The following is a 14685-nucleotide window of genomic DNA, read 5'->3' as shown; positions in this document are numbered from 1 at the left end:
CTTGAGGATTTACAGAAAGCCGCACAATTGTTTAAAGCACAAGGCCAAATGGCTTACTATGAAAAGGCAATGGAACTATGGTACAAGGTGATAGTCACAACAGGGTAAGGATTAAAGTTGTTGATGTTGGTCGTTCTGGTAATCCTGAGTATGATGAATATACCCAGGCACAGATTGAAGAGTTCCGCTCCACAATCGTCACAGTGCTGACAAGAAACTTGATGCCTACTGCTGATGATTTTATTGAGACAGTTTTAGGTGCTTTTCTTGCGTGTCATTACTGGCGCAAAGATTTAAGTTTTGTTGGTGCTGTTGAACAAGTTGTACAAGATATAGAAAGAACTATGGGAAGAGGATATTGACATGGGAAAGGCAAAACGCCTCAAGCAACTTGATCCTAAAAGCCAACCTTAGATGCTAGAAAGAGATTACACATGAAGAAACCTATGCAACCACCCCCAGGATTTATTATAGACTCCGATTATTTATTTGAAATTGCAAAAGATGGATACCAGAAAGCAAGTAAAGGTAATGAAAAGCATAAACAGAGGGATGCAATGGTCGCAATTGTTTTTTCTGCTCTGGCACTTGAGGCATTTATTAATGAGTTGCTAGCCATTGCAAAGATGGAAAAGCTGTCTGGATTTAGTGAGAATTGGCTTGATAAGTTAATCGATGCAATAGAGGAATCTAGCACAGACGGTATACCTGCCAAAAAGCCTAATGGTAAGTGGAAAAGTACAGGGGAAAAGTTTATGTTAGCCAGCGAGGCATTGGGAAGCAAGTTTGACAAAGGAAGTTCCCCTTACCAAGACTTTGCAGACTTATTCAAATTACGTGATTGCTTAGTCCATCTTAAGCCCGAAGATCTGATAGAGCCTGATGAAGATAAAATATATAAGTATGTAGGACGGAAACTCATAGAAAAGCTCCGAAGTAAGGGAATTTTTCAACAGCATACAAGTGTTCAGTCAATAACATTGCTAGTTAGCAATGCTAAGGCTGCTAAATGGGCTTGTGAAACTACTTCAAACATGGTTATTGCAATATTGGATAAATTGGATAAAACTGCCACATCAGATTTTACTCAAAATAATCAAGTATTGGCATTGTATAGGAAAACTTTTCAGTCTCCTACTTAGATGGCGTGGATATTCAGTTTATCGGCAGAGTGTGGCTCTGATGAAGCCAATGTTAATAAATTTGCTCAACACTTTGAGGGCATAGAATGGATGCTGTCAAATAATCGCAAATGTCTATGTCGAACAGATACTTTTCAAGATATGGATCGAAACTGGTGGTGTCGGGTTTATCCCAATAATGTTAGTGAAGCGGGAATAGATAGCCCTGAAAGTGCTTATGTGATGACTGAGTTAGGTATTTTATTTTATCTAAATCTACGGTTTGCTCCTTGCTTTCGCTATGCTTTGGTTGGGGTTGAAGTTGATGAATTCAGAACCTATAGTGAACTTATGGAGGATTTATCTAATTTATCTATTCCGGGATTAGTTTTGGCAAAGGAACTTACTCATGGGCTAGAAATATTACCAGTTTTTCGACCATTTAGTCCTAGTTATATATGGCAACCATATGAGGGGGAAGTCTATAATCCATTAATGGCATCCCCAGAGTTAAAAAATAAGCTGAATGAGCTTCTGGCTGTGAGTTGAATTTAATTCGTCTATCTAAGCCAACATAGGAGGAACTATTCGATATTTCATGTCAATTGACACATCAGGCCGATCGCCCTCTCCGCTAACCGCCACAATATGTTTTAATTTATATTTGAGCAAAATCTAAACAAAGCCAGCCATGAGTCCAAAATCCATAGCCGTAATCAACTTTAAAGGCGGTGTCGGAAAGACCACCGTCACCTGGAGCCTGGGAAATATTATATCCCAAAGCACAGACCTAGAAGTTCTAATGTTAGACTTAGACCCGCAAATGTCGCTCACAGAGGCGATCGGACTTAACGAAAATACAGGTCATTTAGATGACAAATTTGGTAAGTGGTACGAAAAATCTCTCAAGCATAGACTTACAATTTACGACGCCCTAGAAGTCTTTAAAAAAGCCGGACAGAATTTTAAATTTCCCGTTGGTTTCGACACCATTTATCAGATTGACGAACAGTTGCATTTTGTCCCTTCAGTTGAAGAATTGTATTGGTTGGATATCGATGGATTTGAGGGGAAAAGTGTTAAAGACTTCATCCGCCGATTCATCGGCAAAATCGCCAACTCTGCCAATCTCCCCAAATACGACTTGATGCTTTTTGACTGTTCGCCTTCCTTCAGTCTCCTCACCTACAGCGTACTCTCTTGCTGCGACTTAATATTAATTCCCGTCAATCCCGATTATTTTGGTTCTAGGGGATTGAGTTTAGTTTTAAACTCGCTTCAGAAACGGATTGAGCCTTATCCGTTTCCCAAGATAGCAGTCTTTATGAATAAAGCTAAAACCTATGGAGGATTGCTGACAAATGAAGTTCAGTTTTACATGAGAGAAGTAAAGAGACTTTGCGATGAGATATCCAAAGATAATAACATAGAAGTTAGATTTTTAGAATCGACGATTCGGGAAAGCGTCGGGCTAAAACGGGCGATTAATGAGGGAGAACTGCCGCGAGAATTAGTTAGAGAATTTGAAAAACTCTGGCGCGAGTGTGAGGAGTATCTGAAATGAGTAAAAAAGAAAGTTTGGCTGCTTCCGAACAAGAAAGCGGGGGGTTAGTTGAGGAAATTGGCGAACTTAAGGAAATCTTGCGGGACGTTGCTCGAAAATTAACCCGGCTTGAGACTCAAGTCAAGCGGGGAGTGATGTCTGCTGGCTCAAAAGCTTCGGATATCCCTAGGGGTGCTGATGTTAATAAACCTGCTAATTTATCGGCGGCTAATGTTCTAGAAGTTTATGAAGAACTGCGTTTACAAGCTAAGAATGGTAATGAAGAAGAGGTGAGGCAAAAGTTGTTGGCCATGAGTGCAACTGACTTGAACTTAATGTGTTGCGAGTTAGGGATGCCACCCAGCAGCAAGAATCCGTCCCGCAAAAAAATGTTTGAGCTAATTATTGGCAGAATTAAACAGAGTTTGAGGCTGTCGCGGCATATAGACCGACAAACACTTTGAAAATTAGCAGAGGAATCGATAAAATGCGTTTTAACTTGCATTTCCCTCTGCGATATGGAACAGGCAAGATGCCCGTTCCACAAAAGCTTGTTCCACAAGATTTTCAGTTGAGTGTGGGGACTAGGGGTTGGGAATCTTGGCCGCCCCTGAAAAGCTTGTGGCAAATTCTGCAACTTTTCAGCTTCCATAAATTATGGCCGATAAGTGCGATCGCCCTCATCTCCCTAACAGTCTTAATCAGCTTGTTTTTGAGCCTTCACAGCCCTCCCCCAACCGCAGCCCAAAAACCAAGGATACTAGCGTTTACCGCCCTCCAGATGCGGGGCAGCGAGCCCAGAAACAGTTTATTTGCCCTCAATGCTACCAGTTCCGGTCGCCGCGAACTTACACCTAATATAGATGTTAACAGTCCCCTCGTGTGGTCGCCCAACGGCCAGCGACTGGCTTTCGTTGGCGGATACAGCGACATCTATACAGTCAATGCTGACGGTTCTCGACTAACTAAACAGTTTGCTGAGGGTGGTTGCAAAGCACCTAATTTTGAAATAGCTTGGTTTTCCAACAGCCAGAAATTTATTTTTGCCCGTTCTTGCGACGGGTTTACCTCTGATACTCCCGGCAGTCAATCACTTTATACAAGCGACACTTCTGGCATCCAAGGAACTAAATTAGTTAGGAATTTGGAAGTAGGAGGAGAGCCGCCTAAAACAGAAATTTCATCAGAATTTTACCTTTCGCCGGACGGTCAGCAAGTAGCATTTGTCAAGGATAAAAATATCTACAAAATGAATGCCGACGGTTCGGTAATGACCAAACTAACTAAAAGTCCCGGCGAATATATATCCGGCGGCAGTCAACTTTTTTGGTCGCCCGATCGCACAAAAATTGCTTTCCTGTTCGGCGCTTATCCGAAACAGCAAATTTACACAATTAATGCCGATGGAACCAACCTCAAAAATTTGACAAACAACCCGCAACATCAGGTTTACAACGTCAAATTATTTTGGTCGCCAGACAGCAGCCGAATTGCTTACTATTACAATAAACTCGGCGATTTATCAGGCGAACAGCAAGATATTTACCTGATCGACATTAACCGGGGGACAGCCAAGAACCTCACCCAAAAACCCAGAAACTACGACGAAATTTCGTGGTCGCCGGATGGCAAATTTATTGCTTTCGTCGCCGGAGAGTTCAACAATCAAAAACTCTACACAATCAATGCTGACGGCAACCAGCTAAATCAACTAGCCACCAGGCTAAAACCGTCAAAAATTTCAGAATTAGCTTGGTATTCTGACAGCAATCAAATTGCTTTTATATATAATGAAACCGAAGGCGAAAAAAGCCACTTGTATGTAATTAACCTGGACGGTTCAGGATTGAATAAATTGACAAATGACAAAGATTTGTATCCTAGCAATCCGGTTTGGCAACCGCAGTAAACTTAAGAGCAACAATATGCTGTAGGGGTGAGTTTTAGCACAGATAAACCCAGCAGGGCGGGCTATATTGGCATTCCCCCGCAGCGAAAGCGGGTTACTTAACAAGAAAAAATCCACCAAACTCAACACTCAGAATAATTCTCAAATTGGGGAAGATGAAAGAATTTTTTTCTCCTTTAATGGCTGGTGAACTTGCAATTCATTTGACTCAACTTCCTGCTGTTTTTCATCCTGTACCTGTTTATCAATTTTGGGCAACTTTAAAATCGCTCCAGCTAAAACCCAATAATACACCGACACTGGATCTACATCCAGCGGATAGTATTGAGTATTGATCGTAATAAAGGCAACAAACACCCAAAAACTAGCTCCGTAACTCCGCAAACTTTTGTCCTTGACAGATCGGTAAGCTCTAAAAGTTAGAAAAGCTAAGTGTAAAAGCATCATCTGAAAACTAATCATTCCCGGATAACCTAGTTCGTATATCAACTTAGGTTGAAAAGTTTCAATTAGCTGCGTTGCACCAAATATTCGCGTTGAATTAGTTGCTCGTCCCACACCTCTGCCCAGAGGTCTATCAATGATAAAATTGTTGCTCTGCTCGAACTGATTAAAGAGAAACTGTTGGGGCGGTGCAGCATTCCAGCGACTAACAAAACTATCCCACCGCTGCTCGATAATTCCCGGGTTAATAGCTGCACCGACAAATAGCAGAATCGCCAGTCCTGCACCAATGGGAATAAATCGTTTTAAATTAACTAATTGACCGGTGAGAACTAGCAGGATTGCTGTAGCAACTGGAACCATAACTAAAGCAGCTCTTTGACCGGAAATAACTGCATTGGCAAATACTAATGCCATGCCAAATAAACCGATAACGCGCCACCAGAATGAAGGATCGCAAAAGGCAGAGGCAAAGGTTAAAAAAGCATTAGAAATTAAAAACCACGCCCACTGCCAAGGCGCGACAAAAGTTCCCGGCAAGCGGACAAACTTGACTTCTGGACTGAACACTAAAGAACCGCCGACAAAACATCTAGCTTCCAGCGTTGCTTTATATAATTCTGCTCCGATCATGCCTCTGGTTCCCGCACACTTTCCACTTTGCAGCAACAGGTACTGAATCAAACCGAGAAGGCAGCAAACGATCGCCAAAACGATGTGCATTCGACTAAAAAACACCAAATCCTTCTTAGTGCGGAGCAGATAATAGGTACAAGCAATCAGCGGTATATAACCTATCAATACTTTTAAGCCGAGAATTCCTTGCAGAATTGGTTTGTCGCCCCCCCTAGGGTTGAGCTGCATCTCCCCGTTGACAAAAATTAAAGTCAGCATTGCCATCATCAACAGGATGCTGAAGGTAGAAAGCATTTGTTTGGGAATGAACAGGGGCAACTGTTTCTTTTTGCAGCTTTGAATTAGGGCGATGAGAGCTGGTATGTAGAAAGCATCTTTGGCTACTTGAAATGCAGCATTCCCGCCGCCAATTGCGTAGGTAATTGTACCGCTGAAAGGCAGGTAAATTAGAAAAGTCCACAAAGCTTGACGGGGGTATTTGTAGGAAAGCAGCAAGATGGCTGCGGCTGCGCCTCCTGCAATAGCAATCTTAGGGCCGGCTACGAAAAACAGGGGAATGCTGAGAGCAACGGTGATTAAGCAGCTTATGGCGATCGCCTGCACCACTTCATTGCGCTTTTGGGAAATTTTGCGTTTTTGTGCAGTTACTTCTTTTTTGCTGAGCGCTGTGGTTTTTTCGCTGTGCTTGTGTTTGGATTTCTTGGATTTGCGCTTGGTTTTCAACATAATTTCTAAAAGGCACTTATGTAGAAGGCTGAAGGCACTCTGATGTAGAAGGCACTCTGATGTAAAAGGTAGAAGGCAGAATGAAGAGAATCAAAAATAGGTCGGCAGATATGGTTAGGGATGAGAATTAAATAAAATCCACTTTTCATGACTGTTGTGGGATGGGCCTAAGAGCCCGTCCTTTCTGGGCGGGCTCTTAGGCCCATCCCACAAGAAAAAAGGGAAATGATTTAATTGACGATCGTTACTTATTCTTAAAGTCAAGATAAGAAAAAGTCTCGGTCGAGATTGTCGGTGTGACGCGGGCACAAATTAGACTGGCGACCTTGTAGAATATAACTGCTGCATCTATACTGTACAATGTACAAAAATGTACAAATCTCGAAAAAATAATTTTAATGTTGCGGTGAATATGAAATTAACAAAATTTGTATCGATCGGCATTGCCCTACTTTTAGGAGCAAGCGGGAGCATATTATCTAGCAGCAGTAGAGCATTAGGGGCCGAAAAAGTTGTCCTCACATTTGGCCCGATCAGACAAGCCATCAACATCAGCGACTTAGAAGAATTTGCTAAAAACGGCACGACGACGCCAACCCTCCAACAAATTATCCGGTTCTCCAAAATGGACGCGCAATTACTGCGGGGGTTCATGGGTTTAGAAATTGGTTTAAAGCCTGCTAATCTGGCGAGGGTAGTTTACAGCACCCCAGGAGAAAAGATCACTGACGACATCGGTCAAGCAATTCGGACTCAGCGCCGCACAGAAAGCGGGAAAGCTTTGCGGGCAGCGGTGATCCTGGCATCCGGGGATGACGGTAAGGTATCGCTGCTAGAAATCCTGAAAAAGTATCCTCTCAAGGAGGTTTACGTAGATGTTGCCAGCCTTCGCACCGCTGTTGGGAAAGTTCAGAGTATAGCTGGAACTCTGCGAAGCCTGCTTGAAGATGTGACGCGATCGACAACTCGCACAACTGAAACAAATCCCACCGAAAGGCCGATCGAACCTCGCCCCAGCGTGCAGCCAACAACTCCGCCTCCAGCGCCGCGCCGCGCCGCGCCATTGCCAGCACCCCAACCGCAGCCTGTGATGCCGGTCAGAGGGCTTTGGTAAAAAAATCCTAAATTTGTCCTAAAGGCGGGTTGAAGCCGCTGTTGTGGCATTCTGCAGACACTTTTGATATCAAATCCACTCTTCATCGGAATAGTAAATCCGAGTTCACTGTTCACTGTTCACTGTTGACGGTTCACGGTTCACGGCGTCAACAGTCAACCGTCAACCGTCAACATCATGTATGAGTGTTACCGGAAATGATATGAGACCAAACCCGCCCCCGCCCTACCCTTATCCCAACCCCCAAGAGGGTTAGGACTTGTGTGAAAACTCCCAAAGCAATCAATTTTTCTTGAGCAATTTTTTGAGCAACTTAGGAATCTCGGAAGGTCGAGCCGCCACAGGTATGTCCGCCTCTTCAAAGGCAGCCATTTTGTTTGGGGCCGAAACTCCAAAGGCTTTCTGGGCAGCAGCCCTAGAACTGATCAGGATGCCGGCGTGGCCCAAAGACGGCCCCTTGGGAGCGTAGCGGCCGGCTAGATAAGCAACCACGGGTTTGTCGATCGCCGAGGCGATGTAAGAAGCTGCAGCTTGTTCACTCCACCCGCCAACTTCCCCCACCAAAACTATCGCTTCCGTACTGTCGTCTTCGTCCAAAATTTGCAGCCACTGCATAAAAGAAGAACCGACAATCGCGTCGCAACCAATACAAACCGCCATCGACTGTCCCAACCGGGCCTCCGTCAGTTCTAGGGCAACTTCGTAAGTCAAAGTGCTGCTGCGACTGATCACTCCCACCGGGCCGGGAGTGTAAAATTCCTTGGGGTGAGTTCCCAGCAGCAGTTTGTCGGGCACAATAATCCCCGGACTGTTGGGCCCGATTACCAAAGTTTCGGTGGCTTCTGCTTTTCTGACTAAGTGCACCATATCCAGAGGAGGCACTCCCCCTGTGACGATCGCGATTTGCCGAATTCCTCCGGCGATCGCTTCTAGAGCAGCATCCAGCACGGAGTAAGCGTCTACCAAAATTACCGCAGTGTCAACCTGACCCACTGCCGCCACTGCTTGTTCTACCAAATCAAAAATCGGAATTCCCTCCACTTCCTGCCCCCCCCGACCGGGACTAACACCGGCGACTACATTCGTGCCGTATGCTTTCATCATCAGGGCGGCGCGGGTGGACGCGGGAGATTCTGTAATGCCCTGTACTAGGACTTTGCTTTCAGGAGTTAAATTCATCTTTCTTCCCCCTTGGAGACTCCCGCTGTACCTGTACCCAGGTCAGCGGCGAGAGGAAAAGGGGGGCAAGGTTTATGCTGCATACGAATAACCATCTTTTCTGTGAATAACTGAACAATACTTGTGGCTAATCCCTGACACTAATTCGCTCGGCGGAAATATTGAATGAGCCACTGGTTCTTACGGCAACACGTCCAACGTATGTACCAATTTTCTTGCCAGAGGTTACAATCGCTTTGACAATATCTCCCGTTTGAAAACCTTTAACAAACTTAAACCGGGGAACATAGCGAGATGGAAAGCCGAATTTGCCAGTGCGGCACATTTGACGTGTCCCGTGACCAGTTGCTTTGATCGATAGTGGCTTGCTTGTTAAAATCTTCAATGACTCAACCTTTCCGACACAAGCTGCATCTAGCCAATGAGTTTTAGGTAAATTTAATTGAATGCGGTTGAACTTCGTTAAGCCACCACTACCTGTAGAAACAGGCAAGCCAGTTGTACGGAGTCGATTAAATAATGTCCAACGAGTCGAATTGACGGCTGCTGCGTCTTTTAACGGACGTTTTGCTTGAGATAGAATCCGCTTCAAAATCTCTGGCTTTTTAGACAAGAATTGCTCAACATCTTGAGTACCTTTCTTTTTGTTGCAAGCATCGCAAGCAAGGCAAAGATTAGAAATGCGATTAGCTCCGCCTTTGGCTTTGGGATGAATGTGCTCGACTTGTAATGGTGTATTTATTTCACCACAGTAAGCGCATTTTCTCTCCCATTTGTTCAACAAATACTCGCGGATATCATAGCCATGCAAAACGCCTTGTTGGTACTCGATTCCAGAAATTTCTGGGTTTTCTAATTGCTGTAAGTCAAATCGGACAAGCTCTTGAGCAATAGAAGCAATGGGGGCGAGTTTCATCAATCTAGTCACCCATGTCAGTGTTGTTTCGACGCGGTGCTGCAAACTTGGGGCTAGCCAACCTTTAGGGCGAGTCCTGTTTGAGAATCTAGCCCGACGATAGCGGGTATGGCGATTTCTCCTGACTCTACGCAATGAAAGGCGAGATTCAAGGCTGGCTTTAATAGCTTGTCCTCGGTGTGTTAGCTCTGCACCAAAGATTACGTTTTCTCCTTGTATTAACGCAATTCCAGTAGTTCGAGAGCCAGGATCTATTTTGAGAGTGATTGGTTTTTGCGGTACTGTTACCTCTACTTTCAAAATTAGCGTAAATGGATACCTTTTGAAGACAGCAGCTTTGCCAATAGTTAGCAATTTACGTGCCAATCCTGGGCGGATTGGATTGAGCGGTCGTTTTTTGGTATCAAGTACAAAAACCAAATTAGACATTTAAGTCCTCCCTTACGGGGTAATGTTTGCTTCGTCAATGTTTAAGGTCGGTAACTATCTTAAAAGCACTGGCTTAACCCTTACACCTGTTTAACTTTTAAGTTCTAGAGCGGAAGACTAGCACGCATCCTCCGGTAGGTACTTCAACACTTACCTTAAACGTAGTGGGCGAACCACTTAGACTGGTCAACTAGGCAATTTCTGTGCCCGCGCTGTCTCGGTACTCCGAGCAGCGCCGGGTGATTGACTTTTTCCCACTTGACACTCGATCTGTAAAAAGCAGAAGGCCTTCATCTGTAAAGAAATCTCATTTTTTGCCGATCGACTGCCCCTACTTGGCGGAGGATACAGAAGCGGCCGCAGCCTCATCCAAAGTGCTAGCTAGCTGCACCGGCAACTGTCCCAAACGCTTTTTAACAGCATCAGCATCGATCTCTACCAGTCGCAGCACAACTTGGATGTGGCGGTTAGCGCGAGCTTTCCGTTCCAAATAGCCGGCTACTGCAGCGATTATTTCCTCAGTCTTGGAGGCGCTGCCCAAAATATTTACAAGTATCACCTTAACGCTTTTATCCTGAGCGACTAACTCCAGACCCAACTCCACGCGATCGCGCAGGGCATTTGCTGCATAGTAGCGGTCTAGGGAACCAATATTCACAAAATTAGCTGGTTTTCCTCCTTGGTGGGTTACAGCATCTAGAGTTGCCATTGTCAGGCCCACTCCGTTGCACAAAATCGCAATATTCCCGTCTAGTTCGATTAATTGCAGGGATTCGGAATTCGAGATTGGGGATTTAGATTTGGGGTCAAACTCCGGCGACTGCTGAACCTTGGACTGGGAATGGGAGCGATCGCCCCCAGCATGGGGACTTCTTCTTTCCCGTGCCAACCCGCCCAAGAGCTTCTTCTCCGAGAGTGCTGCCAAATCTGGATGTCGTCCCAAGGCATCGTCGTTGGCGGTGACTTTACCGTCTAAAGCCATTACCTCTCCCCTTGGACTGATGCCGAGAGGATTGATTTCTACTAAATCTAAATCTTTTTCGACAAACAGTCGGTACATTTTTTCGACAATAGTGCTCACCGATTGAATCAAGTCTCCCTGCAATCCCATTTTCAGCGTGAGACGCCTCGCGTAGAATGGGGAAAATTCTTGATCTACGGCAACTTGCTGCATTTGGTCGATCGACCCTTCGACATCCATACCTCCTTGGCTCGACCCCAGAAGCACCGGGCGTCGCGCTACGGGGTCTAGGAGTACCGCTAAGTACAATTCTTGGTCGGCGTTGTACTTTGCTTCTGCCAGCAGGACTTGGGGATATTCATCCTCGATCGGCAAATTAAAAATTGTTTGGGCTGCTGCTACTGCATCGATCGTATTTTCTACAAACTTGATACCGCCGGCCCTGCCCCGTCCCCCAGCCCGCACTTGCGATTTGAGTACAACGGGGTAAGGAATTTTCAGTCCTTTGAGGTCAGCGGGATTGTCAATCCGCTGCGACGGCAAAATCGGAATTGCCATCTGGCGAAATAATGATTTAGCTTGGTACTCTAACAAATCCATTTATCAATTACGGGTGACGGGTAGTTGGCAACAAGCAATTCGTCCTAATTGGCAATTCATAATTAATAGATAGTAATTGGTTTTTTGTCAAGTTAAAAGTTAAAAATTCTCGCTTTTATCTTTTAATTTTAGACTTTTGTATGGCCGATTACTTATTCGCTATTACCGCTCGCCGATTACCTATTACCTAAGCTGTTTCAAAGTGTTTTTTTCTCGAAATTGCCAAATTTTACTCTTAGGATCTGGCAGGGAGATATTTGGCGAGCGTTGGTGTTTTTTTGTCTCGCAAAATCTTCGGACTTTCGGCCATACTGTGCCGAGATATTTCTGCGAATTGTTTACTTGAGGCTATTAACAGCGCCTTGATGGACGGTTTTGACCCATTTGAGCCGCTTGGGCCGTACCGCAATCCGAGCCGTTACAGTCCCTACCAGCAGCCAGTGGAACATATACACAGTACCCCGCAGCGTTTGCAGCCCGGTGAGAAAAACTCGCCTTACGTCAAATTTGGTTTCTTTGCGAGTGCGGCGCAAACCGACAAACATTCCCACCACCGACAATGTAAGGGTCATAAAAGTTATGGGACTGGCGATCGGCATCCGGCGCAGCGCAATTGACATCACAAAGTCGGGTAGGGCTACTGTGGGTAAGAAATATTGAGATACCCAAAATCCAAATAAATCCCAAGTTTTCCCAGTTCCCATGCGGTTCCGCAAAATTAGCCGCCAGTAGTCAAGATAACGCTGATAGCCACCTTCTGCCCAGCGATTGCGCTGATGCCACAGAGCGCGAGCGTTAGTGACTCCTTCTTCTGACACGGCTGGGAAAGAGAGAAATTCAATGTCCCAGCGGTCTAGGTGCAGCCTCACCGTCAAATCCAGGTCGTCGGTAATCGTCTCCTCGTTCCAGCCTCCGCAGCCTTCCAAGGCGGTGCGGCGCATGAATTGGCCGTTACCGCGCAATTCTCCAATGCCGCCGATCGCAATCCGCTGCTGCTGGAAAAAACTGTCGAGAGCCATTTCTGCTTCTTGGCCGCGAGTCCAAAAATTTACCGAAGCATTGGCGATGGCTTTTCTGACTTGCACAGCCCCTACCTTTTCTGCATCGAACACCGGCAGTACCAGGCGCAGCAAGTCTGGCGTTACCGTCGCGTCGGCGTCAAATATTCCCACAAATTCCCCGCGAGTCAGCGGTAACACTTGATTCAGTGCTCCCGACTTGCCGCCGCTGGCATTTGCTCCTCTGCGAAATACTTTGAGCTGGGGGTACTTTTTGGTTAGCTGTTCCAATACTAGCGGCGTGGCGTCGCTGCTGTGATCGTCGATCGCCCAAACTTCGTAGCGGTCGATCGGATAATCTACATTGCAGATGGATTCTACGAATCGGGCAATCACCGCTTCCTCATTTTTCGCCGCTACCAGCAGCGACACATAGGGCCAATCCTCTCGACTTTCATCCGCAAGAGGCGGCAGTGCGGGCTTGGGCTGGGCAAACAAAACTCGAAATGCTTGCATCCACAGCAGTCCCGTCAACCCCCACACTACCCACGCACCCCAAGAAATCAAGTGCAGGGCGATCGTGCCGGCCCAAATCGCAGCCAGCACTGCGGCAGCTTTTCCGCGCCTTCCCCGGTACAGATTTTGAGGAAAGGAGGGAGTTCCCGGCACAGACACCGCCACCGGGAGCTCTGCTTTTGTTTCCGCGTCAAACACCCTGTCGCCAATGTCTGATATAGCAAATACTTTGCTGAGCTTCGAGTTCGAGGTCAAACTCTTGAGCTCTTCTTGAGCTAAATCAGAGATGTCCAAGTTAAGCTCGCTGCGAGCGTCGTTTTCTGGCCAAGAACTCTCCTGCATAGGTTACTTGATTCAACCACCAATAGTTTTTGATTTTAGATATAAGCATCTACTGTATCAGTTTCTGGGCTTTTGTCGAAAGCGGACGGGAGGACAACCAGCGGGTTCGGTGATTGTACGGCCCTGGTAAACAGGTACTGCATAGAGTATTTAGCTTGACTTTTGCTTGCGATCGACCTGGAATATCTGCTAGTTTTTTCAGGGGATCTAAACTATCTGTTAGTAATAATTGTCTGAGGTGGAAATATGTCTATTCCTCAACTCAAGCCAGCCGATGACAAAGAAGTGAAAGTCTACGCGCCTTTCTGTCAAGAGCCCAGGCGTAAGTTTTTACCGCACGCTATTGGCCTCTACAAGCTCAAAACCTTGGAGGGAGCAAGAAAAATTGACGGCGGGGAGAGCGTGCCGTTTGTCGCTAGTTGGAATATCTCGTCGCTGCCGATCGACTTAACCCGCTGTCGGGTGTTGTTTGACGGCAATGCTGAACTCAGCTACGAAGTGACTATGCAAAGCTCTGAGTTTGTTAGTTGCTTAATTGAGGTTCTCCTGACTTTTCAGCGAACTCGTACTGTCGATTTTTCTAAAACGTTTTACCGCAAGCTGATGCGAATGGATGAATAACTTTCACCGCAGTCGCACTCCCGAAAGTCCGCAATTGACAATCAAGCAATTTAATCCGGGGCCCCCGGATTGATTCGTGGATCGAGAAAAAAGCTCCTCGCTCCCGATCGCCAGCCCCCGGATTTATCAGTGGGCTTGCTTTCTTCAATCTAAAATCTCAAATCTAAAATCTAAAATCGATAGTCGCACTCCCGAAAGTCCGCAATTGACAATCAAGCAATTTAATCCGGGGCCCCCGGATTGATTCGGGGATCGAGAAAAAAGCTCAGAATCCCGATCGCCAGCCCCCGGATTTATCAGTGGGCTTGCTTTCTTCAATCTAAAATCTCAAATCTCAAATCTCAAATCGATTGACGGGCGCTATAACTGACCCACCAATAGTGTAAAGCCACGACGGCAACATTACATGATTGGGGAGCCAATTTTATTTGAGAAGCGGAAATAGTAAGTGAGTTGTTGGATCGTTCTCAATAATCCCTTTGGGGGTCAGCACTTATCCCCATTGCTAAAGTAAATCTACCGCAGTTTTCAGTTGAGCGTGATACAGAGTTCGCTACCTGTATTTCATCCAATTGAAAACTACTGTACTTTGTTCTGGTAAAAGTCCAAAAGTCTATTTCGGACATGGGT

12 protein-coding genes and 1 pseudogene are annotated in these 14685 nt (G+C 45.8%); 8 read left to right on the top strand and 5 right to left on the bottom strand.

The genetic code is table 11. The features are described from left to right. Positions 1-77: 77 nt before the first annotated feature. The 6 genes from QUA88_RS24395 to QUA88_RS24370 all read left to right on the top strand — a co-directional run bounded on the left by QUA88_RS24395 (position 78) and on the right by QUA88_RS24370 (position 4573). On the top strand, positions 78-362 hold the full coding sequence (locus tag QUA88_RS24395) for a hypothetical protein (protein ID WP_333263622.1): 285 nt from the start codon (positions 78-80) through the stop codon (positions 360-362). A gap of 72 nt (positions 363-434) precedes the next feature. Beyond that, on the top strand, positions 435-1142 hold the full coding sequence (locus tag QUA88_RS24390) for a hypothetical protein (protein WP_333274265.1): 708 nt from the start codon (positions 435-437) through the stop codon (positions 1140-1142). Beyond that, positions 1143-1670 (top strand): hypothetical protein, encoded by a 528-nt coding sequence (locus QUA88_RS24385; protein WP_333263617.1) that lies wholly within the window; start codon positions 1143-1145, stop codon positions 1668-1670. 142 nt (positions 1671-1812) lie between these two features. After that, positions 1813-2685: a ParA family protein gene (locus QUA88_RS24380; protein ID WP_333263615.1), complete on the top strand. Its 873-nt coding sequence runs from the start codon at positions 1813-1815 to the stop codon at positions 2683-2685. Continuing rightward, positions 2682-3128 carry a hypothetical protein gene (locus QUA88_RS24375; RefSeq protein WP_333209002.1) on the top strand — a complete coding sequence of 149 codons (447 nt, stop codon included), beginning with the start codon at positions 2682-2684 and terminating at the stop codon, positions 3126-3128. Before QUA88_RS24380 ends, QUA88_RS24375 begins: the two co-directional genes overlap by 4 nt. A gap of 68 nt (positions 3129-3196) precedes the next feature. Further along, positions 3197-4573: a DPP IV N-terminal domain-containing protein gene (locus QUA88_RS24370; RefSeq protein WP_333209000.1), complete on the top strand. Its 1377-nt coding sequence runs from the start codon at positions 3197-3199 to the stop codon at positions 4571-4573. Between the two features lie 141 nt (positions 4574-4714). Here the strand turns inward: QUA88_RS24370 and hpsL are convergent, their stop codons facing one another. After that, positions 4715-6379, bottom strand: coding sequence for a hormogonium polysaccharide biosynthesis protein HpsL (gene hpsL / locus QUA88_RS24365; RefSeq protein WP_333208999.1), 1665 nt, complete (start codon positions 6377-6379; stop codon positions 4715-4717). Positions 6380-6791: 412 nt separating this feature from the next. On the opposite strand from hpsL, the gene QUA88_RS24360 reads away from it, so the two are divergent. After that, the gene (locus tag QUA88_RS24360) at positions 6792-7493 is read left to right on the top strand and encodes an alpha/beta hydrolase (RefSeq protein WP_333274261.1); all 702 of its coding nucleotides are present in this window, start codon (positions 6792-6794) and stop codon (positions 7491-7493) included. Positions 7494-7775: 282 nt separating this feature from the next. On the opposite strand, the gene QUA88_RS24355 is transcribed toward QUA88_RS24360, so the two are convergent. The 4 genes and pseudogenes from QUA88_RS24355 to QUA88_RS24340 all read right to left on the bottom strand — a co-directional run bounded on the left by QUA88_RS24355 (position 7776) and on the right by QUA88_RS24340 (position 13434). Next, on the bottom strand, positions 7776-8672 hold the full coding sequence (locus tag QUA88_RS24355; protein WP_333055462.1) for a CoA-binding protein: 897 nt from the start codon (positions 8670-8672) through the stop codon (positions 7776-7778). Between the two features lie 72 nt (positions 8673-8744). After that, a pseudogene (gene iscB / locus QUA88_RS24350) lies at positions 8745-10017 on the bottom strand (RNA-guided endonuclease IscB). Positions 10018-10348: 331 nt separating this feature from the next. Next, positions 10349-11578, bottom strand: coding sequence for a succinate--CoA ligase subunit beta (locus QUA88_RS24345; protein ID WP_333055463.1), 1230 nt, complete (start codon positions 11576-11578; stop codon positions 10349-10351). Positions 11579-11916: 338 nt separating this feature from the next. Beyond that, positions 11917-13434 carry a glycosyltransferase family 2 protein gene (locus QUA88_RS24340; protein ID WP_333055464.1) on the bottom strand — a complete coding sequence of 506 codons (1518 nt, stop codon included), beginning with the start codon at positions 13432-13434 and terminating at the stop codon, positions 11917-11919. Positions 13435-13680: 246 nt separating this feature from the next. Here QUA88_RS24340 and ebsA point away from each other — a divergent pair, with 246 nt between their 5' ends. After that, on the top strand, positions 13681-14055 hold the full coding sequence (gene ebsA, locus QUA88_RS24335) for a type IV pilus biogenesis protein EbsA (protein WP_190737140.1): 375 nt from the start codon (positions 13681-13683) through the stop codon (positions 14053-14055). The last annotated feature ends 630 nt before the right edge of the window (positions 14056-14685 follow it).

This window comes from Microcoleus sp. D3_18_C2 (assembly GCF_036702395.1).
Classification (GTDB): Bacteria; Cyanobacteriota; Cyanobacteriia; order Cyanobacteriales; family Microcoleaceae; genus Microcoleus.
Note: the sequence above shows the minus strand (reverse complement) of the source record. Positions and strands in the feature narration are given on the sequence as shown.